At 67.1% G+C, this 26,245-nt stretch carries 28 protein-coding genes; 15 read left to right on the forward strand and 13 right to left on the reverse strand.

The window, feature by feature from the left end:
* The first annotated feature begins 26 nt into the window (after positions 1-26).
* Complete coding sequence (locus tag OXS31_RS21130) at positions 27-785, forward strand: SDR family oxidoreductase (RefSeq protein ID WP_074583444.1); 759 nt, start codon at positions 27-29, stop codon at positions 783-785.
* Between the two features lie 39 nt (positions 786-824).
* Complete coding sequence (locus tag OXS31_RS21135) at positions 825-1,358, forward strand: DUF924 family protein (RefSeq protein WP_267401846.1); 534 nt, start codon at positions 825-827, stop codon at positions 1,356-1,358.
* 11 nt (positions 1,359-1,369) lie between these two features.
* Here the strand turns inward: OXS31_RS21135 and OXS31_RS21140 are convergent, their stop codons facing one another.
* Positions 1,370-2,317 carry a GlxA family transcriptional regulator gene (locus tag OXS31_RS21140; RefSeq protein WP_145249068.1) on the reverse strand — a complete coding sequence of 316 codons (948 nt, stop codon included), beginning with the start codon at positions 2,315-2,317 and terminating at the stop codon, positions 1,370-1,372.
* Between the two features lie 97 nt (positions 2,318-2,414).
* On the opposite strand from OXS31_RS21140, the gene OXS31_RS21145 reads away from it, so the two are divergent.
* From OXS31_RS21145 to OXS31_RS21155, 3 genes are read left to right on the forward strand one after another with little or no spacing between them, the layout of a single operon-like run.
* The gene (locus OXS31_RS21145; protein WP_267401924.1) at positions 2,415-3,215 is read left to right on the forward strand and encodes an SDR family oxidoreductase; all 801 of its coding nucleotides are present in this window, start codon (positions 2,415-2,417) and stop codon (positions 3,213-3,215) included.
* A 26-nt stretch (positions 3,216-3,241) separates the two neighbouring features.
* A complete protein-coding gene (locus tag OXS31_RS21150) occupies positions 3,242-4,006 on the forward strand; it encodes an SDR family NAD(P)-dependent oxidoreductase (protein WP_145249066.1) in 765 nt (254 codons plus the stop codon).
* 51 nt (positions 4,007-4,057) lie between these two features.
* Positions 4,058-5,230, forward strand: a complete 1,173-nt coding sequence (locus OXS31_RS21155) for an MFS transporter (RefSeq protein ID WP_145249064.1) — start codon at positions 4,058-4,060, stop codon at positions 5,228-5,230.
* A 42-nt stretch (positions 5,231-5,272) separates the two neighbouring features.
* Here the strand turns inward: OXS31_RS21155 and OXS31_RS21160 are convergent, their stop codons facing one another.
* Entirely contained in the window at positions 5,273-5,788 is a 516-nt protein-coding gene (locus tag OXS31_RS21160) for a carboxymuconolactone decarboxylase family protein (RefSeq protein ID WP_144945671.1), read from the reverse strand.
* 123 nt (positions 5,789-5,911) lie between these two features.
* Between OXS31_RS21160 and OXS31_RS21165 the strand changes: the two genes are divergently transcribed.
* Positions 5,912-6,733 (forward strand): AraC family transcriptional regulator, encoded by an 822-nt coding sequence (locus OXS31_RS21165; RefSeq protein ID WP_044343151.1) that lies wholly within the window; start codon positions 5,912-5,914, stop codon positions 6,731-6,733.
* On the opposite strand, the gene OXS31_RS21170 is transcribed toward OXS31_RS21165, so the two are convergent.
* Complete coding sequence (locus tag OXS31_RS21170) at positions 6,730-7,401, reverse strand: nucleoside/nucleotide kinase family protein (protein ID WP_074583437.1); 672 nt, start codon at positions 7,399-7,401, stop codon at positions 6,730-6,732. The two genes, OXS31_RS21165 and OXS31_RS21170, sit on opposite strands and share 4 nt — an antisense overlap.
* 273 nt (positions 7,402-7,674) lie before the next feature.
* Between OXS31_RS21170 and OXS31_RS21175 the strand changes: the two genes are divergently transcribed.
* On the forward strand, positions 7,675-9,135 hold the full coding sequence (locus OXS31_RS21175; protein WP_074583436.1) for a YdgA family protein: 1,461 nt from the start codon (positions 7,675-7,677) through the stop codon (positions 9,133-9,135).
* A 115-nt stretch (positions 9,136-9,250) separates the two neighbouring features.
* Here OXS31_RS21175 and OXS31_RS21180 read toward each other — a convergent pair whose 3' ends face one another.
* The 5 genes from OXS31_RS21180 to OXS31_RS21200 form a co-directional block, all read right to left on the reverse strand.
* Entirely contained in the window at positions 9,251-11,191 is a 1,941-nt protein-coding gene (locus OXS31_RS21180) for a DUF4105 domain-containing protein (RefSeq protein ID WP_267401925.1), read from the reverse strand.
* A 17-nt stretch (positions 11,192-11,208) separates the two neighbouring features.
* A complete protein-coding gene (locus OXS31_RS21185) occupies positions 11,209-11,529 on the reverse strand; it encodes a DUF2388 domain-containing protein (protein WP_007160025.1) in 321 nt (106 codons plus the stop codon).
* Between the two features lie 34 nt (positions 11,530-11,563).
* Entirely contained in the window at positions 11,564-11,863 is a 300-nt protein-coding gene (locus OXS31_RS21190) for a DUF2388 domain-containing protein (RefSeq protein WP_037006567.1), read from the reverse strand.
* 99 nt (positions 11,864-11,962) lie between these two features.
* The gene (locus OXS31_RS21195) at positions 11,963-12,283 is read right to left on the reverse strand and encodes a DUF2388 domain-containing protein (RefSeq protein WP_007160027.1); all 321 of its coding nucleotides are present in this window, start codon (positions 12,281-12,283) and stop codon (positions 11,963-11,965) included.
* Positions 12,284-12,356: 73 nt separating this feature from the next.
* The gene (locus OXS31_RS21200) at positions 12,357-12,566 is read right to left on the reverse strand and encodes a DUF1127 domain-containing protein (protein ID WP_150340196.1); all 210 of its coding nucleotides are present in this window, start codon (positions 12,564-12,566) and stop codon (positions 12,357-12,359) included.
* A 261-nt stretch (positions 12,567-12,827) separates the two neighbouring features.
* On the opposite strand from OXS31_RS21200, the gene argC reads away from it, so the two are divergent.
* Positions 12,828-13,781, forward strand: coding sequence for an N-acetyl-gamma-glutamyl-phosphate reductase (gene argC, locus OXS31_RS21205; RefSeq protein ID WP_267401870.1), 954 nt, complete (start codon positions 12,828-12,830; stop codon positions 13,779-13,781).
* A gap of 188 nt (positions 13,782-13,969) precedes the next feature.
* Here the strand turns inward: argC and yihA are convergent, their stop codons facing one another.
* Positions 13,970-14,608: a ribosome biogenesis GTP-binding protein YihA/YsxC gene (gene yihA, locus OXS31_RS21210; RefSeq protein WP_027598614.1), complete on the reverse strand. Its 639-nt coding sequence runs from the start codon at positions 14,606-14,608 to the stop codon at positions 13,970-13,972.
* Positions 14,609-14,809: 201 nt separating this feature from the next.
* Between yihA and OXS31_RS21215 the strand changes: the two genes are divergently transcribed.
* From OXS31_RS21215 to OXS31_RS21225, 3 genes are all read left to right on the forward strand, one after another.
* On the forward strand, positions 14,810-15,439 hold the full coding sequence (locus OXS31_RS21215) for a thiol:disulfide interchange protein DsbA/DsbL (RefSeq protein ID WP_027598615.1): 630 nt from the start codon (positions 14,810-14,812) through the stop codon (positions 15,437-15,439).
* Between the two features lie 177 nt (positions 15,440-15,616).
* On the forward strand, positions 15,617-17,404 hold the full coding sequence (locus OXS31_RS21220) for a diguanylate cyclase (RefSeq protein ID WP_027600428.1): 1,788 nt from the start codon (positions 15,617-15,619) through the stop codon (positions 17,402-17,404).
* A gap of 25 nt (positions 17,405-17,429) precedes the next feature.
* Positions 17,430-18,215: an N-acetylmuramoyl-L-alanine amidase gene (locus OXS31_RS21225; protein WP_042134837.1), complete on the forward strand. Its 786-nt coding sequence runs from the start codon at positions 17,430-17,432 to the stop codon at positions 18,213-18,215.
* 15 nt (positions 18,216-18,230) lie between these two features.
* On the opposite strand, the gene OXS31_RS21230 is transcribed toward OXS31_RS21225, so the two are convergent.
* Complete coding sequence (locus OXS31_RS21230; protein ID WP_037006569.1) at positions 18,231-19,328, reverse strand: GlxA family transcriptional regulator; 1,098 nt, start codon at positions 19,326-19,328, stop codon at positions 18,231-18,233.
* 466 nt (positions 19,329-19,794) lie between these two features.
* Here OXS31_RS21230 and choX point away from each other — a divergent pair, with 466 nt between their 5' ends.
* From choX to choV, 4 genes are all read left to right on the forward strand, one after another.
* Complete coding sequence (gene choX / locus OXS31_RS21235) at positions 19,795-20,733, forward strand: choline ABC transporter substrate-binding protein (RefSeq protein WP_044343158.1); 939 nt, start codon at positions 19,795-19,797, stop codon at positions 20,731-20,733.
* Positions 20,734-21,003: 270 nt separating this feature from the next.
* Complete coding sequence (locus OXS31_RS21240) at positions 21,004-21,942, forward strand: choline ABC transporter substrate-binding protein (protein WP_027598620.1); 939 nt, start codon at positions 21,004-21,006, stop codon at positions 21,940-21,942.
* Between the two features lie 116 nt (positions 21,943-22,058).
* The gene (gene choW, locus OXS31_RS21245; RefSeq protein ID WP_027598621.1) at positions 22,059-22,901 is read left to right on the forward strand and encodes a choline ABC transporter permease subunit; all 843 of its coding nucleotides are present in this window, start codon (positions 22,059-22,061) and stop codon (positions 22,899-22,901) included.
* A gap of 3 nt (positions 22,902-22,904) precedes the next feature.
* Positions 22,905-24,137 (forward strand): choline ABC transporter ATP-binding protein, encoded by a 1,233-nt coding sequence (gene choV, locus OXS31_RS21250; protein ID WP_267401887.1) that lies wholly within the window; start codon positions 22,905-22,907, stop codon positions 24,135-24,137.
* 287 nt (positions 24,138-24,424) lie between these two features.
* On the opposite strand, the gene OXS31_RS21255 is transcribed toward choV, so the two are convergent.
* From OXS31_RS21255 to OXS31_RS21265, 3 genes are all read right to left on the reverse strand, one after another.
* A complete protein-coding gene (locus OXS31_RS21255; protein ID WP_027598623.1) occupies positions 24,425-24,727 on the reverse strand; it encodes a HigA family addiction module antitoxin in 303 nt (100 codons plus the stop codon).
* Between the two features lie 93 nt (positions 24,728-24,820).
* A complete protein-coding gene (locus OXS31_RS21260) occupies positions 24,821-25,099 on the reverse strand; it encodes a type II toxin-antitoxin system RelE/ParE family toxin (RefSeq protein WP_144945649.1) in 279 nt (92 codons plus the stop codon).
* Positions 25,100-25,353: 254 nt separating this feature from the next.
* A complete protein-coding gene (locus tag OXS31_RS21265; protein WP_077171181.1) occupies positions 25,354-26,211 on the reverse strand; it encodes a formyltetrahydrofolate deformylase in 858 nt (285 codons plus the stop codon).
* Positions 26,212-26,245: the final 34 nt, after the last annotated feature.

The raw sequence follows: 26,245 nt of genomic DNA on the forward strand, positions 1-26,245 counted from the left end.
GCTCCTCCCCTGTCCAAGGACCGCCCATGACCACCGCCCGCCCCATCGCCCTCGTCACCGGTGCCTCCCAGGGCATCGGCCGCGCCGTCGCCCTCGGCCTGCTGCAGGACGGCTTCCGCGTGGTCCTCGCCGCTCGCCGCGCCGAACCCCTGGAGGCCCTCGCCGAAGAGGCGCGGCAACAGGGCGGCGAAGCCCTGGCGGTACCCTGCGACGTCACCGATGCCGCCAGCGTCGAGGCGCTGTTCGCCCGCATCCGCGACACCTATGGCCGCCTGGACCTGCTGTTCAACAACGCCGGCGTCGGCGCCCCGGCGGTGCCCATCGACGAGCTGGAGCTGGACGCCTGGCACCGGGCGGTCAACACCAACCTCACCGGCGTCTTTCTCTGCAGCCGCGCGGCCTTTGCCCTGATGCGCGCACAATCGCCCCGCGGCGGGCGCATCATCAACAACGGCTCGATCTCCGCCCACACGCCACGCCCCTTCAGTGCGCCCTACACCGCGACCAAGCATGCCGTGGCCGGGCTGACCAAGGCCCTGGCCCTGGACGGCCGCGCCTTCGATATCGCCTGCGGCCAGATCGACATCGGCAACGCCGCTACCGAGATGACCGAGCGCATGGCCAACGGCGTACTCCAGGCCGACGGCAGCACCGCCGTGGAGCCGCGCATGGACGTCAGGCACGTCGCCGACGCCGTCCGCTACATGGCCAGCCTGCCGCTGGACGCCAACGTCCAGACCCTGACGGTGATGGCGACCAAGATGCCCTATGTGGGGCGGGGCTGAGGGGTTCCACGTGGAACCCGAGCAGACAGGGAGCACGCCATGAGTTCAGCCGAGATCCTCTCCTTCTGGCGCGCCGCCGGCCGTCGTCAGTGGTTCAACGGCGGCCCTGCCTTCGACGCCGAGTGCCGTGTGCGCTTCGCGGACACGCACCTGGCTGCCAGTCGCGGTGAATGGGACGGCTGGGCCGCCAGCGCCGAAGGCGCCCTGGCCCTGTGCCTGCTGCTCGACCAGATCCCGCGCAATATCTATCGCCACAGCGGCCACGCCTTCGCCACCGACGGCCTGGCCCTGCAGCACGCGCGACAGGCGATAGCCGCCAGCCTGGATCAGCAGGTCGAAGCCGAGTTGCGCGCCTTCTTCTATCTGCCGTTCGAGCACTCCGAGAACCTGGCCGATCAGCAGCGCTCGCTCGAACTGTTCGAGGCCCTGGGCATCGAGCACTACCGGCGCTATGCCGAGGCCCATCGGGAGGTGATCGCCCGCTTCGGCCGCTTTCCCCATCGCAACCGGGCGCTGGGCCGCATCAATACGCCGGACGAACAGGCCTGGCTGGATGCCGGCGGCGGTTTCTGAAGACCCAGGGTTCAGGCCAGGCGGCGGGCATCGCGGCGGATCATCTGCGGCGGTACGCCGAAGCCGCGCATGAACACCTCGCGCAGATGACGGCGATCGCGAAAGCCGGTCTCGCGGGCGACCGTTTCCAGCGAATGACGAGTCTGCTCGATCATCAGCCGCGCCGCCTCCAGGCGCAGCCCCTCGATGGCCTTGGCCGGTGACTGCCCCGTCTCGGCGGTGAACACCCGGCTGAATTGCCGCGGGCTCAGATGAGCCACCTCAGCCAACTCCTCGACACTCAGGGCGCGGCTCAGGTGCTGCCGGGCGTAGGCGAGCGCGGTCTGGATACGATCCGACTTGGGCGCCAGGGCCAGCAGCTCCGAATGCTGGGTCTGACCGCCCGAGCGAAATTGCTGCATCACCAGGCGATGCGCTACCGAACGGGCCACGTCCATGCCCAGGTCCTTCTCCACCATCCCCAGCGCCAGATCCAGGCCGGCGGTCATGCCGGCGGAAGTCCATACCGGACCATCGACGATGAAGATGCGGTCTTCCTCGACGCGGATCTGTGGATAGCGTTCCTGCATGGCCCGGGCGAACGACCAGTGGGTGGTGGCCCGGCGCCCATCGAGAAGGCCAGCCGCCGCCAGGGCGAAGCCGCCGGTACAGATGCCGGCGGTGCGCCGCGCCTGGGCGCCGGCCTGGCGCACGAAGTCCAGCAGCGTCGGCGATGGCTCGGTGGCCAGGGGCGTCAGGTTGCCGACGATGAACCAGGTATCGGCGCGGCCCGGCGTACCCAGGGCTTCGGTCTCCACCAGCAGTTGCTGTGAAGAACGCACTAGGCCGCCCTGCTCGGAAAAGATCGCCTGGGTATAGAAGGGCTCGCCCAGGACCAGATTGGCGAATTCGAAAACGCTCTGGGTCGCCAGCGCCATCACCTGGAAACGCTCGCCCAATACATAGCCGATCCGGTGCATGGCTGCTCCTGATGTCCTAAATCATGACTATAAGCGTCATTTGCGCCATCGACCAGCGCGCTCATCATGGTCTCACACCCACCCCGGAGACACGATGATGACCCGCTCCCCACAAGGTACTGCCCTGATCACTGGCGCCTCGTCCGGCATCGGTGCCCACTACGCCGAACAACTGGCCCAGCGCGGTTACGACCTGATCCTGGTCGCCCGGGATCGCCAGCGCCTGGATGCCCTCGCCCAGCGCCTGACCGACACGACCCGCCAGAGCGTCCAGGTCCTGCCGGCCGACCTGGCCGACCCTGCCGCCCTGGCCGAGGTCGAGCGCACCCTGCGGGAAGACGCCAGCCTCACCCTGCTGGTCAACAACGCCGGGATGGGTACCCACACGCCGCTGCTGCAGAGCGATCCGGCGCAGATGCTGCGGATGATCGCCCTCAACGTCACCGCCCTCACCCAGCTGACCTATGCCGCCGTGCCCGCCTTCGTCGCCCGCGGCCGTGGCGCCATCATCAACGTCTCCTCCATCGTCAGCCTGGCGCCGGAGTTGCTCAACGGCGTCTACGGCGGCAGCAAGGCCTATGTCACGGCCTTTACCCAATCCCTGCAGCGCGAGCTGGCCGGGACCGGCGTGCGCGCCCAGGCCGTGCTGCCCGGCGCCACCGCCACCGACTTCTGGGCGCGCGGCGGCCTGCCGCTGGCGCACCTCGATCCGGAGATCGTCATGAGCCCGGCCGACCTGGTCGCCGCCGCCCTGGCCGATTTCGAGCGTGAGGTCGCCATCTCGATCCCCTCGCTGCACGACCTGTCCCGCTGGGAGACCTACGAAGCCAGTCGCCTGGCCATGGCCGACCAGTTGTCCAGCCGCCAGCTCGCCCCCCGTTATCACACCGCCCATTGATCTCGATCCCGAGAGGAGCACACCCCATGAAACTGACCGACAACACCGTCTTCATCACCGGCGGCACCTCCGGCATTGGCCGCGCCCTGGCCGAGGCCCTGCACCATCGCGGTAACCAGGTGATCGTCGCCGGTCGCCGCCAGGCGCTGCTCGACGAGATCGCCGCCGCCAATCCCGGTATGGATACCGTGCTGCTCGACATCGGCGACCCGGCGCAGATCAAGGCCGTCGCCGCCGAAGTCATCGCCCGTCACCCCAGCCTGAACGTGGTGATCAACAACGCCGGCATCATGCCCTTCGACGATGCCGGCGCCGGCGATCTGGACGATGCCCAGGCGGTCCAGCTGGTCACCACCAACCTGCTCGGCCCGGTGCGGGTGAGCGCCGCCTTCATCGAGCACCTCAAGCGGCAGCCGACGGCAACGCTGATCAACAACACCTCGGTGCTGGCCTTCCTGCCGCTGGCGGCCACGGCGCTCTACTCCGCCACCAAGGCGGCCTTGCACTCCTACACCCTGTCCCAGCGCTTCCAGCTGCGCGACACCTCGGTGCAGGTGCTGGAGATCGCCCCGCCGTGGGTGGACACCGACCTGGTCCACAAGAGTGGCGACAGCCGCGCCATGCCCCTCGACGATTTCATCGCCGAGACCCTGGACAAGCTGGCCACCGCCGAGACCGAGGTGCTGGTGGATCGCGTGGTGCCGCTGCGCGCCAACCCCGGTCCCCAGGAGCACGCGCTGATCAACCAGTTCAACCTCTCGCTGGTCGAGAACCCCATCCCCGTCGCCTGACCTCGGCACGCCGGCCGCCTTCTGCGGTCGGCGTGCGTTCTGGAGCCTCCCATGTCCCCACTTCCCTTGCCCGGGGCGCTGCGGCCCCTGAGCCTGGCCTACTTCGTCCAGGCGGTCGGGGCGCTGTCGGTCGTCGGCTGCCTGCAGGCGATTTCCCGCGAGTGGCACCTCAGCGACAGCCAGAGCGCCTACCTGCTCAGCCTCTTCGGTATTACCTTCGCCCTGGCGGCGCCCTTGCTGCAGATACTGCTCGGCCATTGGGCGCGGCGTACCCAGGTGCTCGGCGGGCTGCTGCTGTTCAGCCTGGCCGCCCTGCTGCTCGCCTGCGCCGCCGATTACCCGACCCTGCTGGTCAGCCGGGTGCTGATGGGTGTGGGCGCCGGTTTCATCGGTCCGGTGCTGGGCGCGCTGGGCGCCGGTCTGGTCAGCCGCGAGCAACAGGGCAGCGCCATCGCCACGGTGCTGCTAGGGCTGAGCCTGGCCAGCCTGGTGGGTCTGCCGCTGAGCGCCTGGGTCGCGACGGCCCTTGGCGTGCGCCCGCTGTTCGCCGGCATCGGCGGACTGGGGCTGCTCACCGCCTGGCTGATCTTCAGGCAGGTGCCCGATCGGGTCCCGGGCGAGCGCATCGCCCCGGCCGTGGTCGCGCGGCTGCTGACCACCGCCCACTCGCTGCACGCCTTCCTGGTGGTGTTCTTCATCGCCGCCGGGGTGTTTTCCACCTACGCCTTCCTCACCCCCATCGTGCGCCAGGACTTCCACGGCAGCGTCGCCGATGTCTCCCTGGCACTCGCGGTGCTGGGTGTCGCCGGGGTGCTGGGCAACCTGCTGGTGATCCGCGCCGCACGCCGCTTCAGTGCCGAGCGGCTGCTGCTCGGCGGCCTCCTGCTACTGGCCCTGGCGCTCTCGATCCTGGCCCTCGGCCAGGGCCGCTTCGTGGCGCTGCTCCTGGGCCTGGTGGTCTGGGCGCTGGCCACCGACATCCTCTGGCCGTCCCAGCAGAGACGTATCCTCGAACAGCTTGCCGAGGTACGGGGCATCGCCCTGGCGCTGACCGCCTCCTTCATGTTCTGCGGCATCGGCGTCGGCACCTTCGTTGCCGGGCAGGTCTATCCCCGCCATGGCTTCCAGGGACTGCTGCTGACGTCACTGGCTTTCCTGCTGCTGGCGCTGTTCAGTCTGCAGCGCTCCAGGCGCACGGCGACCGCGCCGCCGCTGCCGGCCTGACCCGGCCATGAAAAAGGCCCCTGACCGGGGCCTTTTTCATGCTCAGGCGGCGGGCGGAAAGTCCACTTCGGTCGCCGCCAGGTTGTTGAGGTAGTTGGTCAGGGTCAGCAGGCTGACCTGCGCCACCACCTCGACGATCCTGGCATCATCCAGACCGGCTGCGTGGGCGGCCTGCAACTGCTCGTCATGCAACTGGCCACGCTGCTCGGTCACCTCCCGCGCTAGGCGCGCCACGGCGCTGAGCGTACCCGCCCGGGCGGCGGCCAGCTCCGCAGCGGTCAGGCCGGTCTTGCCACCGAAGAATTCATGGGCCGCCAGGCAATAGTCGCAACCGTTGACCGCCGAGGCCGCCAAGGCCACCACCTCGCGCTCCTGGGCGCTGAGTCCGCTCCTGCCCAGCGCCTGGGCCAGCGCCAGATAGCCTTTGAGCGCTGCCGGCGAATGCGCCAGGGTTGCGAAGGCGTTGGGTAGGAAACCGAGGCCTTTCTGGATGCCCTGCAGGGCGGTTTGCGCCTCGGCGGAGGCCTGGTCGAGGGTAAGGGGGGCGATACGGGTCATGAGGGTGCTCCTTGGGTTGCGGCCTGGTCATCAGGCGTGGAACCAGATTAGGCGGGGCGACTTGACGCCTGGACGCCCAGCGTCCAAACATCGCGACAGATCGTCCAAATCGGTGCCTCGTCCATGGATCGCCTCGCCGTCTTGCTCGACCACTTCGCCTTCACTGCGGACAGCTACCACCAGGGCGCCTTCTGTGGCGTGAGCCGCCATGCGGACGGTGAAGCCACCGGCCAGGTCCACCTGCTGCGCGGCGGACGCCTGAGCTTCGCAACCGCACGGGGCGAGCGGCAGGACCTGGTCGAGCCCAGCCTCATGCTGGTGATCCGCCCGCGCGCGCATCAGCTGAGCACCCCGGACGATAGCCCTGCCGAGCTGGTGTGCGCCTCGCTGGCCTTTCGCGGTGGTCCGGATAACCCGCTGACCCGCGCCCTGCCGGATTACCTGGTCAGTCCACTGCGCCAGCTGCCAGGTCTCGCCGCCAGCGCCGACTGGCTGTTTGCCGAGGCCTTTGGCAACGACTGCGGGCGCGGTCTGGTGCTCAACCGCCTGTTCGAACTGATGATCATCCAGCTGCTGCGTGAACTGTTGACCCGCCCCAGCGCCACGCCTGGCATGCTCGCCGGCCTGGCGGATCGCCGGCTCGCGCGTGCCCTGACCGCCCTGCACGAACGACCCCAGCAAGCTTGGACCGTAGCCGAGCTGGCGGGCCTGGCCGGCATGTCACGCGCGGGTTTCGCCGCACATTTCCAACGTGTCGTCGGCAGTGCCCCAGGCGACTACCTCACCCGCTGGCGCATCGCCCTGGCGCAACAGCGCCTGCAGCAGCGCCGCCCCCTGGCGCTGATCGCCGACGAGGTCGGCTACGAAAGTCCCTCGGCCCTGGCCCGCGCCTTTCGCCGCATCATTGGCGCGAGCCCGACCGAATGGCAGCGGGCACAGGCCTAGGCCTTGCCGACAGCCGCCCCATCCCGCCACTCCACCACCAGATCCGCCCGCGCCCGGTCGCCGTCGATCAGGCGTGCATTGGGCTCGTCGGTGCTCGCCACCCAGGCCTCCGCGTCCGCGCGGCTGCGGCCGAAGTGCATGTGCCGGGCGACCAGCCGCTCGCGACGCTCCGCGGGATCGACGCGCACGTACCAGCACTCGTCGAACACCTCGGCCACATCGCTCCAGGGCGCCTGGGTCAAGAGCAGGTAGTTGCCCTCGCTGATCACCAGTTGGGTCTCGGCGTGGACCGGGATGGCATTGGCGATGGGTTCTTCGATCTCGCGATTGAACAGCGGCGCATAGACGGTCTCGCCGGCCACCGGCGTCTTCAGCCGCTGTAGCAGGGCGCGATAGCCGCGGGCGTCGAAGGTGTCCGGCGCGCCCTTGCGCTGGGCGCGGCCCAGACGCGCCAGCTCGCGATTGGCCAGGTGATAGCCGTCCATGGGCACCACCACGGCGCGCTCGCCGAGCGCCGCCGCCAGGAGCTCGGCCACCGTCGACTTGCCCGCGCCCGGCGTACCGGCGATGCCCAGCAGGCGGCGTCCCCCCTGGGCCAGCAGCGCCTCGGCGCGGGCGAGGAGTTCGGCGGGGAGTTGCAGGCCATCGACCGGACGCTGACTGCTCATGCCGGCACCCCCGGTAGCGCAAGGATGGAAACGACAGGCAGGCACGGGAGAGCGGTCATGGCGGAGGTTCCGGCAGTGGGGATCGCGGCACGCTAGCACCCCGCGGAGCGGGTCGTCGACTCGGCACCGACACCGCCGGAAAGCCATCACAGTCTGTGGCCCGGCGAGGCGATCCCGGCCGCTCCCCCTCGGCATCCACCCGGCGCTCTCGTACACTCCGCTTCCTATCGGCCGTGCGCCGCCGTGAGCCTCATGCAAAGGGATTTGGTCACCATGAAGAAACCGCTACTTACCACCCTCGCCGGTGTGGCCCTGGTCGCCGTCGGCACCGCCGTGGGCGGCGCCTGGTACACCGGCACCCGGCTGGAAGGCGAATTGCGCCAGGCCGCGAGCCAAGCCCAGCTGGCCCTGCAGGCGCAACTGCCCGAGTACCCCTTGCAACTGCAGCTGGTCGAGTTGCAGCGCGGTATCTTCAGCAGCACCGCCACCTTCAGCCTGAGCGTACAGGCCGAGGATCGACCGCCGGTGGAGGTGCTGCGGGTGCTCGACGACATCCAGCACGGCCCCTTCCCCCTGACCCGCCTCAAATCCCTGCAGCTGGCGCCGGTCATGGCGGTCAACCGCGTCACCCTGGCGCGCACGCCGCTCACCGCCGATCTCTTCACCCTGGCCAAGGGCGCCGAGCCCGTGCGGCTCGACGCCACCCTGGGCTACGACCGCACGGTGGACGGCGGTCTGACCCTGGCCGCCCTGCACCTGGACCAGCCCCAGGGCGCGGTGGCCTTCTCCGGCCTGACCGCCACCTTCGCTACCGACATGGAGGCCAGCCGGCTGCGCCTGGACAGCACGGTCGGCCAATTCAGCCTCAATGTGCGCACACCGGATGGCTGGGCCAAGCTGGAGACCGAAGGCTTCGGCCTGACCGGCGACAACCGTCGCAATGCCGATGGCTTCTGGCTCGGCCCGGGGCAGTTGCGCCTCGGCCGCCTGCTGCTGGCCATGCCCGGCAAGCCGGCAGTCGAGTTGCGGGATCTGCAGCTCCAGGGCGACACCCAGCAACAGGGCCAGCAACTGGCGGGCACGCTCAACGCCAGCCTCGGCCGGCTCGACATCGCCGGCCAGACCCTGGGCAAGGCGACCCTGAAAAGCCACTACAGCAATCTCGACAGCCCGGCCCTGGCCCAGCTCAATGCCCTGCTGCAGCACCTGCAGCTGGATACCGAGCAGGGCCTGGATCCCACCACCCAGGCGACCCTGCAGCAGCACCTCGGCGATGTGCTCGCCGCGCGTCCCCAGCTGGTGGTGGATGAGCTGCGCTTCGACACCCCTGGCGGCAGCAACCGCCTGCACCTGGACCTGACCCTGGCCAAGCCGGCGACCTACGATCTGCCGCCGGAGCAACTCGCGGCCCAGCTGCTGGCCGGTCTCGATGCGCGCCTGTCGGTGGCGCGGGGCAGCCTGGTGGATGGCGTGCTGTTCCAGGCGGGCGCCCAGCGCAGCCAGCCGGCCATGCAGCAACAGGCCCAGGCCACCGCCGAAGCCCTGGCGGGCATCGGCCTCAACAGCGGCCTGCTCAAGGCCGAAGGCGAGGATCTGGTGGCTACCCTGAATTACAGCGCCGGGCGGCTGCTGCTCAACGGCCAGGAAGTCCCGCCGGAACAGCTGCTGGCCCTGCTGGAACGCCCGCAACCCGCGGCACCCGCCAAACCCCAGGGCAAGGCGCCGAAGCGCTAGCGGATGCCGGGCGGTTGGGCTTCGACGATGGCGCCGTCTCAGCCCAACCTACACAGCTCCCGTGGGCTGGGTTGAGCCCAGCGAAGCCCAACAACGCCCGGCCACCCCAACCGCCCTACTTCAACTCCAGCCCGCCACTGGCCTTGTTTAGCTCGCGCAGGTGCTTGCCGAGCAGTTCCAGGTTGGCTTCGGTCAGGTCCAGGCCATCGCGGGCCTCCGGCGAGAGCAGCTGGCGAACCTCGTTGTTGAGGGTGTCCCGGAGGCTGCGCAGGTGCGCCTGGCGCTTCTGGCTCTCGGCGGTCAGCTGCTCCCACTCGCCCGGCTGCGGCAGGCCGTAGCCGTCGGTGCCGAGCAACTCGGCCGGACGACTCAGGTAGCCGCTGTCCTTGAGGATCTGCTCCAGGGCGCCACCGGCCTTGCCGAAGCGTGCCTTGTCCACCGCGTCCTGGCCCAGGTAACGATCCTTGAGCTCGGTCTGGGCCTGCAGCAGCGCCCGGCGATAGGCTGCCTGCTCCAGCAGCAGCAGGGCGGCGCTGGCGCGCAGGTCGGCACGCTGGAATTGCTCGCGACGCTGCTGCGGGGTCAGCGCCAGCCAGGCCTCGACATCCGCCTGGGGCAGCTGCAGGCGCTCCCGCGCCACCTTGAACATCGCCTGGAAACGCTCGCGGAAGCTGTCGAAGCGATAGCCCAGCCGCAAGGCCTCGCGCGGATCGTCGAGCACCGAGGTGTCCACCAGGTCCTTGAACCTCAGCGCATCCATCAGGCCCGTCGGGGTGATGACATCGAGCTGGGCATCGGCCAGGCGCGGCACCCCGTCGTGCAGCAGCTTGAAGGTCTCCACCGCGCAGTTGTTGGTCACGAAGTAGTACTGGCCGTCATAGCTCCAGTGCACCTGGGCGGTCCGCTCGAGGAAGTCGGCGATCTCCGGGCGGGTCAGCTTGAGCGGCACGGATTGCAGGCCGCGCAACTCCACCTTGGTGTACTCGTCGACCACCTGGGCCAGCGGCAGCACGAACAGCCGCGACGGATAGGAGCCGGTCAGGCCGCGCCAGCTGGAGAGCTGGACGTCGTTGACGAAGGCGCGGAACGACAGCACCAGGTGGTATTGCAGATCCAGCCGGCAATTCGGGCCACGCGGCCGACCGGGGGCGCAGACCACCAGGCGCAGCATGCTGTGCCCCCAGCGGCTCATGACCTTCTCGTTGCCCTCGGCCAGCAGGTAGTCCACCGCATAGACCCGCTCTGGATCGAGCCAGCCCAGGGGCGCCTCGCCGAAGTCGTTGCCGGCGTTGAGATAGGGATAGCGCCCCGGACAGGCATCGTGCTTGGGCGACCAGCCGAAGTGCTCGGCGAAATAGCGCTGCAGCGCCGGCCGCCGGCAGGCGTAGCTGGGGTCGAGCAGGAAGTACTCCATGTTCACCGCCACGAATTCCTTCGGGTTGGTGACTTCATAGAGATCGGGACTACGGGCGATGAAGAGATTCTTCGACTCGCGATTGCCGTGCTTGCGCGTCTTCACCTGCCAGCCGGCCAGGTCCAGCAGCCGTGGATCGTCGGACAGGGTATAGCTGCGCCCGGCCTGGCCCTGGCATTTCACCGGCAGCTGGTCGGAGGTCAGCCCCAGGCCGCCGCAGGAGAGGATCAGCTGGCGCTGCTCGGGCGTCCAGACGCGCTCGCGGTCATAGAAGTGGGTCAGCTCGTGCAGCACCGTGGCCAGCAGCTCGCGGTGCTGGGTGCCATGGGGCCGGCCGGTCTGGATGCGGGTGTCGCTACCGTCGACCAGGCTGGGCAGCAGGCGGCGATTGAGCAGCAGATTGCGCCGGTCCGCTTCGCCATAGGCTTCTTCCAGCAGCTCGCTGCTCCAGCGCACCGGGATGCGCTCGTCCAGCGCTGCCTTGAATCTGGGTGGCAGCAGGGCCTGGGCTTCATCCAGCAGTTGCTGGGTCGCCTGGATCTGCGCGGGCGTCAGGCCCTGGGTATCGAGTTCGAGGTGCAGGGCGGCCTGGGCCCCACCGAGGGCCAGGCCGGCCGCGAGGCCGGCCAGCCACTGCCGCAGCCGGCCGGCGCGGTTCTTCACAGTGCCAGGATGGCCTGGGCCAGCTGCAGGTCGTTGGCCTGGCGCGCGGCCGGGAACTGGTCGCGCAGGCTGCGGAAGGCTTCTTCCAGCTGGACGCCACGGATGTCGCCGTCGGTGGCGACAAAGCTGGCGGCATCGCCACGCGCGGCCTGGATCATCTTGGCGTCGCGGATGGAGGTGGTGGTATCGGAGGTGAAGTCGATGCTGCGCTGCAGCGCCCGCACCACGATGTTACTGGTGGCCACCAGGGTCTGGGCCTGAGCCAGGCTCGAAACGCCCAGGGTCAGGGCAGCGGCGATAAGCAGGGAACGGCGCATGGATACTCCAGGGATGTCACGGAATTGAAACGGACTACTGACTCAGAATCGCCTGGGCGAGTTCCCGGTCTGAGGCGTGCAGCGCCGGATCGGCTGCGCGCAGGGCGCGGAGGGTTTCCTCCAGCTGAGCGCCGCGCAGGGCGCCGTCGGTGGCGACGAAGGCCGCGGCATCGTCACGCGCCGCCAGGACCAGCTTGTTCTGGAAGGGGCCGGTGGTGAGCTGGCTGGTGCCGTAGATGGTCTTCACCAGACCCTCGGTGGTGGAGTCGAACGCCAGGACCGGCGTGGCGAGACAGAGGCCGAGCAACAGCGCGGCAGAACGACGGATATGCATGGATGACGACCCTCCGGTGGCAGATGGTCGCCAAGGCTAACGCAGCCCCCCGCTCCGGGCTAGCAGCCACGGGGTACGGGGGTATCGCGGTGTTGCCCGTCAGATGGCGAGAATCGCCTGGGCCAGCTGGTCATCGCTGGCCTGCCGCAGTTCGGGCGCCTGGCTGCGCAGGTGGTCCAGCGCCGCTTCCAGGCGTACGCCGCGGATGTCGCCGGCGCTGCCGACGTAGGTAGCCGCATCGTCACGGGCTTCCTGGACCAGCTTGTCGTTCTTGAAGGAGCCGGTGATGGACGAGGTGGTGTCCGAGGTCGCATCGATGGCGTTGACGATGATGTCGGTGGTGACATAGAAGCTCGACGCCGAGGCGGCGGTGGACAGGCAGAACAGCGCCGCGGCGGCGCCCAGGTGCAGGGTTTTCATGGGGGACTCCCGTCTGGATAGGCCTGAGTGAGACTACCGTCAGCCCGAGGAAGTCGCATCCCGGCGCAGATTTTCACTCGCGCCAGAAGGGTTTGTCGCCTTCCCGCCGCTGATCCGCCAGATTCAGACCCAGATCGCCCAGCGCCCGGCCGTCCAGCTGCTGCAATTGCCGCCGGCCCAGGGCACGCAGGCGCCAGCGGACGAGCAGCGCGAACAGGGCGCGGCATCCGCGCCGAGGGGAGATCGAGCGGGCAATGGCACTGTCGGGCGAGAGGCGATCCATGGCGATATCCAGCGAAGCGGTGGAGGAGACTCAGCTTCGCCGCTGGCGTGGAACCAGACCACTTACAGCTGCAAATAACTGTATCCGTACAAAACTCAAAATCTAGAATCTGTACCTATTCCTTCTCGCCGAACCACTCTGGCACGGCTCACTGCGCCGGTCGGACGGGATACGGCTGTATCACCTGCCTGCGGCGTATGCCTGATCTGTCCGAGTCGCTACAATCGAGGCTTTCAGCGCCCATCCGCGAGAGGCACCGCCATGAGCTTCAAAGTTTTCGTCGACGGCCAGGAAGGCACCACCGGCCTGCGTCTGCTGGACTACCTGACCGGCCGTTCGGACATCGAACTGCTGCGCATCGACGAGAGCAAGCGCAAGGATCCGGCCGAACGCGCGCGCTTCCTCAATGCCGCCGACGTGGCCTTCCTCTGCCTGCCCGATGCCGCCTCCCGCGAAGCGGTGAGCCTGGTGACCAATCCCAACACCTGCATCATCGACGCCAGCACCGCCTTCCGCACCGACAGCAGCTGGACCTACGGCCTGCCGGAACTGGCGGCCGGTCAGCGCGAAGCGCTGCGCGCCAGCAAGCGCATCGCCAACCCCGGTTGCCACGCCACCGCCTTCATCCTGCTGGCCCGGCCGCTGGTGGATGCCGGTCTGCTGGCCCCGGACACCCCGCTGTCGGCCTTTTCCCTGACCGGCTACAGCGGTGGCGGCAAGCAGATGATCGCCGCCTACGAAGCCGGCGGCGATGAGCGCCTGCTGAGTCCGCGCCCCTATGCCATGGGCCAGGGCCACAAGCACCTGCCGGAAATGCGCGTGCAGAGCGGTCTGACCGCCGCGCCGGTGTTCAGCCCCATCGTCGGCCCCTTCCTCAAGGGCCTGGCGGTGACCATTCCGCTGCATGCCAGCCAGCTGCGCCCGGGCACTACCGCTGCCGACCTGCAGGCGGCGCTGGCCCGTCACTATGACGGCGAAGCCTTCATTCGGGTGGCCCCGGTGGCCGCCGAGGAGGAGCTGGACAATGGCTTCTTCGACGTCCAGGCCAGCAATGACACCAACCGCGCCGATCTCTTCGTCTATGGCAATGCCGAGCGGATGACGCTGGTGGCGCGCCTGGACAACCTGGGCAAGGGCGCGGCAGGTGCTGCGGTCCAGTGCATGAACGTGCACCTGGGCGCCGACGAGGGTCTGGGGCTCGCCAGCGGCCGCTAGTCAGGGCACCGGCTTTCTGCTCGGACGGGGCGAACCTTTTTCCTGGCGCCCCGTCTGAACTGCTGAACGGTTTGGATAGCCGTTCTGCTCCTTTGCTGTTTAGTGTTGGCAGATGCTGGACCCCTGCTTGGCGGTCCAGTCTTGAACTCCGGACTTCTCCCCTCCCCCGATGGAAGTCCGGAGTTTTTTTATGCCTCGGCGACGGGCTCGTCGAGGCCCAGCCAGCGGGCCAGCACACGCTGGGCGTCTTCCACGCCCTGACGCTTGGGCGCCGAGAACAGCTGGATGCTGGCGGTATCGCCCCAGCCCTGGCGTACGTCGCGCTGCACCTTGAGCAGGGCATTCTTCTGCGCCCCGAAGGCCAGCTTGTCGGCCTTGGTCAGCAGGATGTGCAGCGGCATGGAGCTGGCCTGGGCCCAGTCCAGCATCAGGCGGTCGAATTCGGTCAGCGGATGACGGATATCCATCATCAGCACCACGCCGCTGAGCGAATTGCGGCTGCTCAGATAGGCCTCCAGGTGCTCCTGCCAGTGCTGCTTGAGCGGGATCGGCACCTTGGCGTAGCCATAGCCGGGCAGGTCCACCAGGCGCCGCTCGTCGTCGAGGCTGAAGAAGTTGAGCAGCTGGGTCCGCCCCGGCGTCTTGGAGGTACGCGCCAGATTGGCGTGGGTCAGGGTATTGAGCGCACTGGACTTGCCGGCGTTGGAGCGCCCGGCGAAGGCCACTTCCAGGCCGCTGTCGAGCGGGCACTGATCGACCTTGGCGGCGCTGATGAGAAAGGACGCCTGCTGGCACAGACCGACGATGGGATTCTTGAAGCTGGACATGGGGGTACTCGCGAGCGCGCGGCAAAGCCAGCAGTATATCGGATGCGCCGGGCGAGAGCCGTGCCCCCGGCAACCTGAACGAAGCCTGAACATGGCCGGCCTCGGGCGCGTCGGCGACTAGGCGCGGCGATGCACCCGGCTACAATGCCCGCAATCCGTCATGCCCGGTTGGTGGGCGTGCCTTCTTCCAGGAGTAGTCCCATGCGCAACCTGCTTTTCTCCGCCGTGTTCGCCGCCGCCAGTCTGTTCGGCGCGGCCGCCCATGCCGACGACATCCAGGCCGGCAAGCAGTACACCGAACTGAGCAGTCCGGTTCCGGTGTCCGAACCCGGCAAGATCGAAGTGGTTGAGCTGTTCTGGTACGGCTGCCCGCACTGCTATGCCTTCGAGCCCACCCTCAACGCCTGGTCCAAGAAGCTGCCCGACGACGTCGCCTTCAAGCGCGTGCCGGCCATGTTCGGCGGCATCTGGAACGTCCACGGTCAGCTGTTCGTGACCCTGGAAGCCATGGGCGTGGAAGCCAAGGTGCATGACGCCGTCTTCGCCGCCATCCACAAGGAGCACAAGAAGCTGGCCACCCCCGAAGAGATGGCCGACTTCCTCGCCACCCAGGGCGTGGATCGCGACAAGTTCCTCAGCACCTACAACTCCTTCGCCGTGAAGGGTCAGGTGGAAAAGGACAAGAAACTGGCCATGGCCTACCAGATCACCGGCGTACCGACCATGGTGGTCAACGGCAAGTACCGCTTCGACCTGGGCTCCTCGGGTGGTCCGGACGAGACCCTGAAGGTCGCCGACTTCCTGATCCAGAAAGAACGCGCCGCCAAGTAAGCGTTACCCGCCGCCGCGTCCCGCGGCGGCGGCTCCTCAGCTCGTCCCTCTCAAGCGGCCTCCGGTCGTCCTGCTCAAACTTTCCCCGAAACCGCCGATACCCTAGCCACTATCAAGTCGGCTGGCCGCCCCGTCGTGCCTGCCTGCTGACCACCCTCAAGCCTTTGGAGCGGGCGGATGGAGCGCGCGGACGTCGAACGCTGGAAAAGCAAATACCTGGAGAGCCTCGAGAATCTCGAACGCCTGGAAAGCCGGTGGGAAAACCGCCTGGACCTGGTGCGTCGTGGCCTCGTGCGCAGCAGCCTGGCCGCCGAAGGCAACGACGCGGCGGTGGATGCCTGCCTGGTCGAATTGCGCGACATCCTCCGCCGTGACGACAGCGACGCCGACCTCGCCAAGCTGATTCCGCGCCTGGAGCGCACCGTGCTCGATTCCGAGCAGCGCCGGGAAATGCGCGCGCGCCAGGTGGCCGAGGCCTTTGCCGAACTGTGCCGGCTCTTGCAGACCCTGGAGTTGCCGCGCGACCAGCGCAAGGCGCTCAAGGGTTTCGCCAAGCGCGCCCAGGCCGCGGCCGACCAACCGGGTGAATTGCCCGCGCTGCTCGGTGAATTCAGCCGTCTGCAGCAACAGGCGCTGAGTCAGCTGCACCCCGAACAGCCCGCCCGCGCCGGTTTCCTGCAGCGCCTGCTGGGCGGTCGGGGCGAGGCGGCGGAAGAGGCGCCGGCGACCGCGTCGAGTCCGCTAGCTGAAGACGCCTCGCCGGCGCCAGTAGCCTCGCCAGCGACGGAAGCGCTGGCAACGCCCGAACCGCCGCCGCTGCCGGTCGAAGGTATAGCCGCTGCGCCATCTGAAGCCCCTGTAGAGCCCCTGGCAGTCCAGGCCGATCCGGCCTATGCCCTGCCCCCGGTGCCCGAACCCGGCTACAGCGCCATTGCCCCGCACCTGGAAGCCACCCTGCTGCGGCTGCTCGACGACCTGGCGCTGCCGGACAGCCACAAGCCCCAGGCCGAGCACCTGCGCCAGCGCATCCAGGGCAGTCTGAACTGGTACGAACTGGTGCCGGTGCTCGACGATCTGTCGGTGCTGGTGCTGGCGCTCAACCATTCCGGGCAGAGCGAATTCCAGCTCTACCTGCGCCGCCTCAACGAACGCCTCGCCGCCTTCCAGACCGGTCTGCAGGACGTCCACGTCGGACGCCAGGACGGCCAGACCCAGGAGCGCGCCTTTGGCGACGCCCTGCGCGGCCAGGTCAATGAATTGCAGACCGAGGTGCAGGAGGCGACCGACCTGGACAGCCTCAAGCTGTCGCTCGACAGCCGCCTGGAAGGCCTGCTGACCAGCCTGGCCGACCAGCAGAGCCAGCGCGAGACCCGCGAGCAGGAAGCCAGCGAAAGACTCAGCGCCCTCACCGAGCGCGTCGCCGGCATGGAGCGCGAGGCCCAGCAGTATCGCGGCCACCTGGAAGAACAGCGGCAGAAGGCCCTCTGCGACCCCCTCACCGGGTTGCCCAATCGCGCCGCCTGGAGCGAGCGCCTGGAGCTGGAGGTGGCCCGCTGGCAGCGCCACGGCGGCGATCTGCTGCTGGCGGTGCTCGACGTCGATCTGTTCAAGCGCATCAACGATGGCTACGGCCACCTGGCCGGTGACAAGGTACTCAAGATCATCGCCAGCGAATTGCAGCGCCGCCTGCGCAAGACCGACTTCATCGCCCGCTTCGGCGGCGAGGAATTCGTCATGCTGCTGGGTGCCACGCCGGTCGCCGGCGGGGTCACCCTGATCGAGCAGCTACGCGCCGCGGTCGCCGCCTGCCCCTTCCATTTCAAGGGCGAACGGGTGGTGATCACCCTGTCCGCTGGTCTCGCGGCCTTTGCGCCGGGCGAGGATGCCGATACCGTATTCGAGCGTGCCGACCAGGCGCTCTACCGCGCCAAGCGCGCCGGACGCGATCGCCTGGACGTGGCCTGACCCCTTCCACGTTCGCGAGGTAATCGTGCGAAAGCCCTTCAAGCTCCTCCCCTGGCTGCTCTGCGGCCTGCTCCTGGCCGGCTGCTCCAGCGGCCCCCGCATCAATGACGACTACACCGCCCGCGATCAGGACAGCCGGGTGCAGTACATCGTGCTGCACTACACCGCAGCCGATTCCAAGCAGTCGCTCAAGCTGCTGACCCAGGCCGGCGTCAGCGCCCACTACCTGATCGATACCGACGGCACCATCTATCGTCTGGTGGACGAGAATCGCCGCGCCTGGCATGCCGGCGTGAGCGAATGGGAAGGCCGCACCTGGCTCAATTCCACCTCCATCGGCATCGAGATGGTCAACCTGGGCTTTCGCGACACCCCGGCCGGACGCCAGTGGTATCCCTTCAGCGAAGCCCAGATCAAGGCGCTGATTCCGCTGCTCAAGGACATCGAACAACGCCATGGCCTGGATCGCCGCGCCATCGTTGGCCACAGCGATATCGCCCCGGGGCGCAAGCAGGATCCGGGTCCGCTGTTTCCCTGGGCGCGCCTGGCCGCCGCGGGCCTGATCAACTGGCCGGATCCGGCGGTGGTCGCCCAGCGTCAAGCCAGCCTGGGCGGCGTGCTGCCACCCCCGGCCTGGTTCCAGGACCAGTTGGCACGGATCGGCTATACGGTGCCCCGCACCGGCGTGCTCGATGCGGCCACCCGCGATGTGATCGGCGCCTTCCAGATGAAGTACCGGCCGGGCCGCTTCGACGGCCAGCCGGATCTGCAGACGGCGGCGCTGCTGCTCAGCCTGCCCAGCGGTCGCTAGGCGGCCGCAGGCGGCTTACAGCCGCACGCTGGCAAAGGTGGATTCGCCCTGGGCCTGGCTCAGGGCCGCCAGCGCGGACGAGGCCGGCATCAGCGACAATTCCTGGGACAGCGGCATCAGCGCGATGGGCTGCTGGATGGTCGGACCCTGGCGCTCGTCGCGCGGCGGAATGCCGAAGTATTCGCGGTAGCACTTGGAAAAGTGCGGGGTAGAGACGAAGCCACACACCGAGGCCACCTCGATGATCGACAGGGTGGTCTGCTTGAGCAGCTGCCGGGCGCGGATCAGCCGCAGCTTGAGGTAGTAGCGCGACGGCGAGCAGTGCAGGTACTTCTGGAACAGGCGCTCCAGCTGGCGTCGGGACACGTCCACGTAGACCGCCAGTTCGTCGAGGTCGATGGGCTCTTCGAGGTTGGCTTCCATCAGCGCCACGATTTCCTGCAGCTTGGGCTGGTTGGTGCCCAGCATGTGCTTGAGGGGTACGCGCTGGTGATCCTGCTCGTTGCGGATGCGCTCGTAGATGAACATTTCCGAGATCGCCGCCGACAGCTCGCGGCCATGCTCGCGACCGATCAGGTGCAGCATCATGTCCATCGGCGCGGTGCCGCCCGAGGCGGTGCAGCGATTGCGGTCGATGGTGAACAGGCGGGTGCTGAGCACCACGCGCGGATAGGCTTCCTGCAGGGCCGCCAGGGTTTCCCAGTGCACGCTGCAGTCGTAGCCGTCGAGCAGGCCGGCCCGGGCCAGGGCCCAGCTGCCGGTACAGACCGCGCCCAGCTTGCGGCCCTGGCGCGCCTGGCTCTGCAGCCAGGTGCAATGTTCGCGCGACACGCTGCGCTGGATGCCCACGCCGCCGCAGACGATCACCATGTCCATCACCGGGGCGGCGCTCACGGCGCTGTCCGGGGTGATCTGCAGGCCATCGCTCGCCCGCACCGGTCGGCCGTCCAGGCTCAGGGTGCACCAGCGATAGAGTTCCCGTCCCGACAGCTGGTTGGCCATGCGCAGCGGCTCCACCACCGACGCCAGGGAGATGAGTGTGAAGTTGTCCAGCAGCAGAAAGCCGATGGACTGGATCGCACGGGCCTGTGACGAGGTGGGAATGGGCGACATGGTTTGAATCTCCTTCACGCAGGCTGGGGCCCTTGGCTGGGCTCTAATGAGGTGCGACGGACAACGTTGGGTGAAAGATGTGTCGCGGACGCATAAGTCATGTCGCAATTCCCATGCCGAAACTGGGTGAACCCCTGCCCGGGCAAGCTGTCTGGCACGAACAACCCATTCAGCAGCGCTCAATGACGTTGATTAGCTAGGGTTTTTATTTGCGACCTTTCTGATCCGAGACCGACCCTTTGCCGATGGCACTTCGCCAGGTGGACGCCATCGGTAACACCGAGACGTAACCGACGCGCGCCAAAATGTGGCATGGCGACTCAACGGGCACGGTTGTAGGTCAGGCCCGGCGACCGTCCGTCGCCCTTCTGGCCACTTATGGCGAAAAGCCACCAGCCCCCGGGCCAGACGGACCGGTACGTGCAGCGGCCAGCGGCCCTTCCCCTCGCGACCCCTGGAGTTCAGGATGAAAATCTACCCAGCGCTGTGGTTGTCCGGTCTGTTGCTGAGCGCTGCCGTACAGGCAGGCGAAGCCGAGAATTGTCAGCAGGTACGCCTGGCCGATGTCGGCTGGTCGGATCTCAATATCACCAACGCCACGGCCCGCTATCTGCTCAGCGCCCTCGGCTACGAGACCGAGGTGCTGCGCCTGTCCCTGCCGCAGACCTACGACGCCCTGGCCGCGGGCGAGGCCGATGTCTTTCTCGGCAACTGGATGCCGGCGCAGGCCAAGCTCAGTCAGCCGCGGGTCGATGCGGGTGCGGTCGAACGCCTGCACGCCAACCTGGAAGGGGCCCGCTACACCCTCGCGGTCCCCCAGTACGTCTATGACGCCGGGGTGAAGAACTTCGCCGATATCGCCCGCTTCGCCGAGCGCTTCGATCACACCCTCTACGGCATCGAGCCCGGCAACGACGGCAACGCCCTGGTGAAGAAGATGATCGCCAGCAACGCCTTCGGCCTGGGCGACTTCAAGCTCGATGAATCCAGCGAGCAGGGCATGCTCACCCAGGTGCGGATGAAGGAATTGCTGGACCACCAGTGGATCGTCTTTCTCGGCTGGGAACCCCATCCGATGAACGTCCGGCACAAGCTGGCCTACCTCGACGGTGGCGACGAGTATTTCGGCCCGAACCAGGGCGGTGCGACGGTCTACACGGTGGTGCGCAAGGGCTACGCCCAGCAGTGCCCCAACGTGGCCCGGCTGCTGGGCAACCTGGTGTTTTCCCTGGACATGGAAAACCAGCTGATGGATCGGGTGCTCAACGAAAAGGACAATCCGCGCCGCGCCGTGCGCAACTGGCTCAAGCGCAATCCCGAACGCCTCGAGGCCTGGCTCAAGGGCGTCGCCACCCGCAGCGGCGCGCCGGGTAACGTGGCGGTGAAGGCCAGTCTGGCCAACTGATACAGGGCCGCTCCGGCCGACGCCAGCGCCTCTGGCCAGCGTTCCGCCACGGCGAGGGACGCTGCTGCCCGCCTCTCTCGCTCTGCCACAACGCTCCGGGCGCGGACGTGCCCTGGGGCTCACGCTGGATACGACATCTCCGCTTCTGGTTACGACGCCGCGTACACTGGTAGCGACGCAGGCGGTAGGCGAGCCTGGGGGGATGGGTTACAGATAAATACACGTGGGGCGCACCGAAAGGTACCCCGCCAAACGCAAGGAGATGTGTCCATGAAAGGTTGTTCCCGTTGGCTCTTGAGTGCCGCCCTGCTGGCGCCACTCGCTGTTCAGGCGGCTGAACCGGCTTCCTGTGCCAAGGTGCGCTTTGCCGATGTCGGCTGGACCGACATCACCGTGACCACGGCCGTGACCAGCGAGGTGCTGCACGCCCTCGGCTACCAGACCACGACCAACATGATCTCCGTACCGGTCACCTACAAGTCCTTGCAGAACAAGGACATCGACGTCTTCCTCGGCAACTGGATGCCGAGCATGGCGGCGGATATCAAGCCCTATGCCGACAACGGCAGCGTCGAGACCGTACGCGCCAACCTGGAGGGCGCCAAGTACACCCTGGCCGTGCCCCAGTACGTCTACGACGCCGGGGTGAAGAGCTTCGCCGACATCGCCAAGAACGCCGACAAGTTCGACGGCAAGATCTATGGCATCGAGCCGGGCAACGACGGCAATCGCCTGATCCAGGGCATGATCGACAAGAACACCTTCGACCTGGGCAAGTTCAAGCTGGTGGAGTCCAGCGAGGCGGGGATGCTGTCGCAGATCCAGCGCGCCGAGCGCCGCCAGCAGTGGGTGGTATTCCTCGGCTGGGAACCCCATCCGATGAACACCCGCTTCAAGATGGCCTATCTCGAAGGCGGCGACGACGTCTTCGGTCCCAACTTCGGCGGCGCCACCATCTACACCAACGTCCGCAAGGGCTACGTCCAGGAATGCCCCAACGTGGGCAAGCTGCTGACCAACCTGTCCTTTACCCTGGACATGGAAAACCAGCTGATGGACAAGGTCCTCAACGAAAAACAAGCCGCGAGCGCCGCCGCCAAGGCCTGGCTCAAGGCCCATCCGCAGGTGCTCGACCAATGGCTGGCCGGCGTGACCACCCGCGATGGCAAGCCTGCGCTGGAAGCGGCCAAGGCCACCCTGGCCCCCTGACAGAACAATAACATTCGACTGTCCCGCGCCAGTTCGGGCGGGTACTGCCACAGCCGAAGCACGAATCCGCGGTTCTCGTGCTTCGACCTGTCCACTCCTACCTGACGGGCACCGTTATGTTACTTACCGACCACAAGCTCCCTCTCGGTCAGCAGATCGCCGACTTCATCGACTGGCTGACGCTGCATGGCGCCAGCGTCTTCGACAAGATCTCCGATGTGCTGTCAGGCCTCATCCACGGCCTCACCGCCGGCCTGATGTGGTTCAACCCGCTGGCCTTCATTGCCCTGGTCGCGGTAGGGGTCTATCTGTTGCAACGCAGCATCGGCCTGGTGATCTTCGCCCTCGTCTCCCTGCTGCTGATCCTCAACCTGGGGTACTGGCAGGAAACCATGGAAACCCTGGCCCAGGTGGTCTTCGCCACCCTGGTGTGCATCGCCGTCGGCGTACCGCTGGGCATCGTCGCCGCGCACAAGCCCTGGTTCTACACCGGCCTGCGCCCGGTCCTGGACCTGATGCAGACGGTCCCCACCTTCGTCTATCTGATTCCGACCCTGACCCTGTTCGGCCTGGGCGTGGTGCCCGGGCTGATTTCCACGGTGGTGTTCGCCGTGGCCGCGCCGATCCGCCTGACCTGCCTGGGCATCCAGGACGTTCCCGCCGAGCTGATGGACGCCGGCAAGGCCTTCGGCTGCTCGCGCTGGCAGCTGCTGACCCGCATCGAGCTGCCCCACGCCATGCCCAGCATCGGCGCCGGCATCACCCAGTGCATCATGCTGTCGCTGTCCATGGTGGTGATCGCCGCCCTGGTGGGTGCCGACGGCCTCGGCAAGCCGGTGGTGAACGCCCTCAACACCGCGGACATCGCCCTGGGCTTCGAAGCCGGCCTGTCCATCGTCCTGATCGCCATCCTGCTCGACCGGGTGTGCAAGCAACCCGCCCCTCGCGAGGTTAAGTAAATCATGACCGCCATACGTTTCGAACATGTCGATGTGATCTTCGGCAAGCAGAACAAGCGTGCCCTGGAGCTGCTCGACCAGGGCAAGGGTCGCAGCGAGATCCTCCAGGAGACCGGCCAGGTGCTGGGTGTCGAAGACGCCTGCCTGGAGGTGCAGAAGGGTGAGATCTGCGTGCTGATGGGCCTCTCCGGCTCGGGCAAGTCCAGCCTGCTGCGCTGCATCAACGGCCTCAACACCGTGAGTCGCGGCAAGCTGCTGATCGAGCACAAGGGCAGCGAGGTGGACATCGCCAATTGCTCCCCCGCGGTGCTCAAGGACATGCGCACCACCCGCATCGCCATGGTGTTCCAGAAGTTCGCCCTGATGCCCTGGCTGACCGTGGCCGAGAACGTCGGCTTCGGTCTGGAGATGCAGGGCCGCTCGGCCGCCGAGCGCAAGAAGTTGGTCGAGGAGAAGCTGGAGCTGGTCGGCCTGACCCAGTGGCGCAACAAGAAGCCCGACTCCCTGTCCGGTGGCATGCAGCAGCGCGTCGGCCTGGCCCGCGCCCTGGCCATGGACGCCGACATCCTGCTGATGGACGAGCCCTTCTCCGCCCTCGATCCGCTGATCCGCCAGCAGCTGCAGGACGAATTGCTGCAACTGCAGGCCAAGGTCAACAAGACCATCGTCTTCGTCAGCCACGACCTCGACGAAGCCCTCAAGATCGGCACCAACATCGCCATCATGAAGGACGGTCGCATCATCCAGCACGGTCGTCCCGAGGACATCGTGCTCAATCCGGCGGACGAATACGTGCGCACCTTCGTCGCCCACACCAATCCGCTCAACGTGCTCAGCGGCTACAGCCTGATGCGCGGCCTGGACAAGTGCGGCCGCGAGGGCAACGAGATCTGCCTGGAGCGCAGCCACGACATCTGGCTGGCCCTGGACAACCAGACGGTCAAGGCGCTGCGCCGCGGCGGCGAGAGCCTGGCCCTGCAACGCTGGATCCCGGGCATGCCGATCAACAGCCTGCAGCGCCAGCCGACCCTGGCACCGGCCGATATCCGCATGCGCGACGCCCTGGAGATCCGCTACCACACCGGGCACAAGCTGGTGCTGGAGACCGATGGCCGCGCCGTGGGCATCCTTGGTGACAAGGAGCTCTACCACGCCCTGCTGGGCAAGAACCTGGAAAAGGCCGGCGAAGACGTCGCCCCGCCCGCGGTCCGCTCCACCCTTTCCCAGGCGGGCTGAGCGTTCCCCGACCACCCGCCGCTCCCTGCGAAGGCGGGTGGTCAGGAGCCTGGCAGGACCACTATGCGGCCCTACCCTGAACGTTTATGAAGGCTTCAGGCCTAACGTTCTCGCCCCCGCCCCGTCCCTACCAGCCTGAAGCCCAAGCCTCTATGACCGACACGGCGCCTGTTCCCCGATGCAATGGGTAGCGGCTCAAGGCACCCCGTTCTGCATCTTGCGCGACCAGATAGCGCAAAAGGCACTACAGACGTCCGGCTCGTCATGCTCAAACCAGTGGAACGTCGTCAGGCGACGTGCAGTGGCTTCACCTGCTGGCGGATCAGCTCGCCCTTCGAGGTTTCCGCCACCCGCAGTTCATAGGTGGCCTGAAGGCCCATCCAGAAATTCGGCGTGGTATCGAAGGCAGCGGCAAGCCGCAAGGCCATATCCGCAGAGATTCCGCGACGCTCCAGTACCACGTCGTTTACCGTAGGTGCCGAGACGCCCAGCGCACGGGCCAGGGCCGATGGCGTCATGTTCATGGGGACCAGATAGTCTTCCCGCAGAATCTCCCCGGGATGAACCGGGCGCATTCCGTTGGTCAGCATGGCGTTACCTCTTTCTTTCCGGATAGGGCTAAGACATGGGTCGGATCTTGATCGATACCTGAGCCAGCGCCTGATTTGGCAAGAGCCGGCCTTTCAGTGATAGTCGACTATCTCGACGTTGGCTGGTCCTTGCGGCGTCCATTCGAAACAGATCCGCCATTGGTCATTTATGCGGATGCTGTGCTGACCCTTTCGCTTCCCTTCCAGGAGCTCGAGACGATTACCGGGCGGCGATCTGAGGTCGCGCAACTCCACCGCCTCACTCAGCGCCGTCAGTCTGCGTGTCGCCACATTGGCAATCTGGCTCCACTTCCGATTGTTGCCATCGGTAAACAGCGCCTGCGTATCCTTGCACTTGAAGCTCAGTATCATCAGGCCACCCTAACGCAGCTGGTCAAGAAAAATTTAACGAATAACGTTAAACGTTTCAATGGCAGTCATCGGTTGGAATCGACGTGGCGCAGAAGCGCTTTTGCCGCCATTGCCTCGATGACGATCGGAGTCATCGTCTTACGGCCATGGCAGCGACCCAGCCGGAAACCCTGCAAGGCTACCGGCAAGGGGCAAGGGGCGCTGCGAGCGCCTCGGCGATCTCACAGCCTGCCTGAAGAGGTAGCGGGAAGGCCTTAGAGCACCACCGTCCGCCCGGCGTTGAGGAAGACGCGGCGTTCCAGGTGATAGCCCACCGCCCGGGCCAGGGTCAGGCACTCGATGTCACGGCCGCGGGCCACCAGGTCCTCGGCGTAGTGGGCATGGTCCACCGACTCGACGCCCTGGGCGATGATGGGGCCTTCGTCCAGGTCGTTGTTGATGTAGTGCGCCGTGGCGCCCACCAGCTTGACGCCCTTGGCATAGGCCTGGTGATAGGGCCGCGCGCCCTTGAAGCCGGGCAGCAGCGAGTGGTGAATGTTGATCGCCCAGCCGTCGAGGCGACGGCACAGCTCGGGCGACAGCACCTGCATGTAGCGCGCAAGAATCACCAGCTCGGCACCGGTCTCCTGCAATACCTGCCAGACCTTGGCTTCCTGGGCCGGCTTGTCCTGGGGATCCAGGGCGAAATGGTGATAGGGAATGCCGTGCCAGGCCGCCAGGGGCTCCAGATCCGGGTGGTTGGAGATCACCGCCACCACGTCCATGGGCAACTGGCCGATGCGCTGGCGATAGAGCAGGTCGTTGAGGCAGTGGTCGGCCTTGGAGACCATGATGGCGACCTTGGCGCGATAGCCGGGCGGGGTCAGCTCGAAGGTCATGTCAAAGGGCGTGAAGCGCAGGTCCAGACCGACGCGAAACAGGCCTTCGTTGAAGTCGCTGGGTACCTGGAATTCCACCCGGATGAAGAAGCGCTGGGCTTCACGATCGTCGAAGCTGTGGTGCTGGGTGACATAGCAGCCCTGCTCGAACAGATAGCGCGTGACCACGTCTACGGTGCCGAGGCGACTCGGGCTCTGGGCGGTGAGAATCCAGGTATCGGGCGTGCGGCTCATGATGAATTCCTTTGCATGGAGATGAAGCCAGAAT

Source organism: Pseudomonas sp. GM_Psu_1, assembly GCF_026544185.1.
Lineage (GTDB): Bacteria > Pseudomonadota > Gammaproteobacteria > Pseudomonadales > Pseudomonadaceae > Chryseomonas > Chryseomonas oryzihabitans.

Excerpts from the sequence above, each read along its gene's own strand:
- OXS31_RS21150 (WP_145249066.1), top strand. The coding sequence starts at position 3,242 with ATGAAACTGACCGACAACACCGTCTTCATCACCGGCGGCACCTCCGGC.
- OXS31_RS21220 (WP_027600428.1), top strand. The coding sequence starts at position 15,617 with ATGGAGCGCGCGGACGTCGAACGCTGGAAAAGCAAATACCTGGAGAGC.
- OXS31_RS21175 (WP_074583436.1), top strand. The coding sequence starts at position 7,675 with ATGAAGAAACCGCTACTTACCACCCTCGCCGGTGTGGCCCTGGTCGCC.
- yihA (WP_027598614.1), bottom strand. The coding sequence starts at position 14,608 with ATGTCCAGCTTCAAGAATCCCATCGTCGGTCTGTGCCAGCAGGCGTCC.
- OXS31_RS21260 (WP_144945649.1), bottom strand. The coding sequence starts at position 25,099 with ATGATACTGAGCTTCAAGTGCAAGGATACGCAGGCGCTGTTTACCGAT.
- OXS31_RS21215 (WP_027598615.1), top strand. The coding sequence starts at position 14,810 with ATGCGCAACCTGCTTTTCTCCGCCGTGTTCGCCGCCGCCAGTCTGTTC.
- OXS31_RS21165 (WP_044343151.1), top strand. The coding sequence starts at position 5,912 with ATGGATCGCCTCGCCGTCTTGCTCGACCACTTCGCCTTCACTGCGGAC.
- choX (WP_044343158.1), top strand. The coding sequence starts at position 19,795 with ATGAAAATCTACCCAGCGCTGTGGTTGTCCGGTCTGTTGCTGAGCGCT.
- OXS31_RS21195 (WP_007160027.1), bottom strand. The coding sequence starts at position 12,283 with ATGAAAACCCTGCACCTGGGCGCCGCCGCGGCGCTGTTCTGCCTGTCC.
- OXS31_RS21255 (WP_027598623.1), bottom strand. The coding sequence starts at position 24,727 with ATGCTGACCAACGGAATGCGCCCGGTTCATCCCGGGGAGATTCTGCGG.
- OXS31_RS21200 (WP_150340196.1), bottom strand. The coding sequence starts at position 12,566 with ATGGATCGCCTCTCGCCCGACAGTGCCATTGCCCGCTCGATCTCCCCT.
- OXS31_RS21185 (WP_007160025.1), bottom strand. The coding sequence starts at position 11,529 with ATGCGCCGTTCCCTGCTTATCGCCGCTGCCCTGACCCTGGGCGTTTCG.
- OXS31_RS21170 (WP_074583437.1), bottom strand. The coding sequence starts at position 7,401 with ATGAGCAGTCAGCGTCCGGTCGATGGCCTGCAACTCCCCGCCGAACTC.
- OXS31_RS21240 (WP_027598620.1), top strand. The coding sequence starts at position 21,004 with ATGAAAGGTTGTTCCCGTTGGCTCTTGAGTGCCGCCCTGCTGGCGCCA.
- OXS31_RS21130 (WP_074583444.1), top strand. The coding sequence starts at position 27 with ATGACCACCGCCCGCCCCATCGCCCTCGTCACCGGTGCCTCCCAGGGC.
- OXS31_RS21140 (WP_145249068.1), bottom strand. The coding sequence starts at position 2,317 with ATGCACCGGATCGGCTATGTATTGGGCGAGCGTTTCCAGGTGATGGCG.
- choV (WP_267401887.1), top strand. The coding sequence starts at position 22,905 with ATGACCGCCATACGTTTCGAACATGTCGATGTGATCTTCGGCAAGCAG.
- choW (WP_027598621.1), top strand. The coding sequence starts at position 22,059 with ATGTTACTTACCGACCACAAGCTCCCTCTCGGTCAGCAGATCGCCGAC.
- argC (WP_267401870.1), top strand. The coding sequence starts at position 12,828 with ATGAGCTTCAAAGTTTTCGTCGACGGCCAGGAAGGCACCACCGGCCTG.
- OXS31_RS21160 (WP_144945671.1), bottom strand. The coding sequence starts at position 5,788 with ATGACCCGTATCGCCCCCCTTACCCTCGACCAGGCCTCCGCCGAGGCG.
- OXS31_RS21135 (WP_267401846.1), top strand. The coding sequence starts at position 825 with ATGAGTTCAGCCGAGATCCTCTCCTTCTGGCGCGCCGCCGGCCGTCGT.
- OXS31_RS21230 (WP_037006569.1), bottom strand. The coding sequence starts at position 19,328 with ATGTCGCCCATTCCCACCTCGTCACAGGCCCGTGCGATCCAGTCCATC.
- OXS31_RS21155 (WP_145249064.1), top strand. The coding sequence starts at position 4,058 with ATGTCCCCACTTCCCTTGCCCGGGGCGCTGCGGCCCCTGAGCCTGGCC.
- OXS31_RS21190 (WP_037006567.1), bottom strand. The coding sequence starts at position 11,863 with ATGCATATCCGTCGTTCTGCCGCGCTGTTGCTCGGCCTCTGTCTCGCC.
- OXS31_RS21265 (WP_077171181.1), bottom strand. The coding sequence starts at position 26,211 with ATGAGCCGCACGCCCGATACCTGGATTCTCACCGCCCAGAGCCCGAGT.
- OXS31_RS21145 (WP_267401924.1), top strand. The coding sequence starts at position 2,415 with ATGACCCGCTCCCCACAAGGTACTGCCCTGATCACTGGCGCCTCGTCC.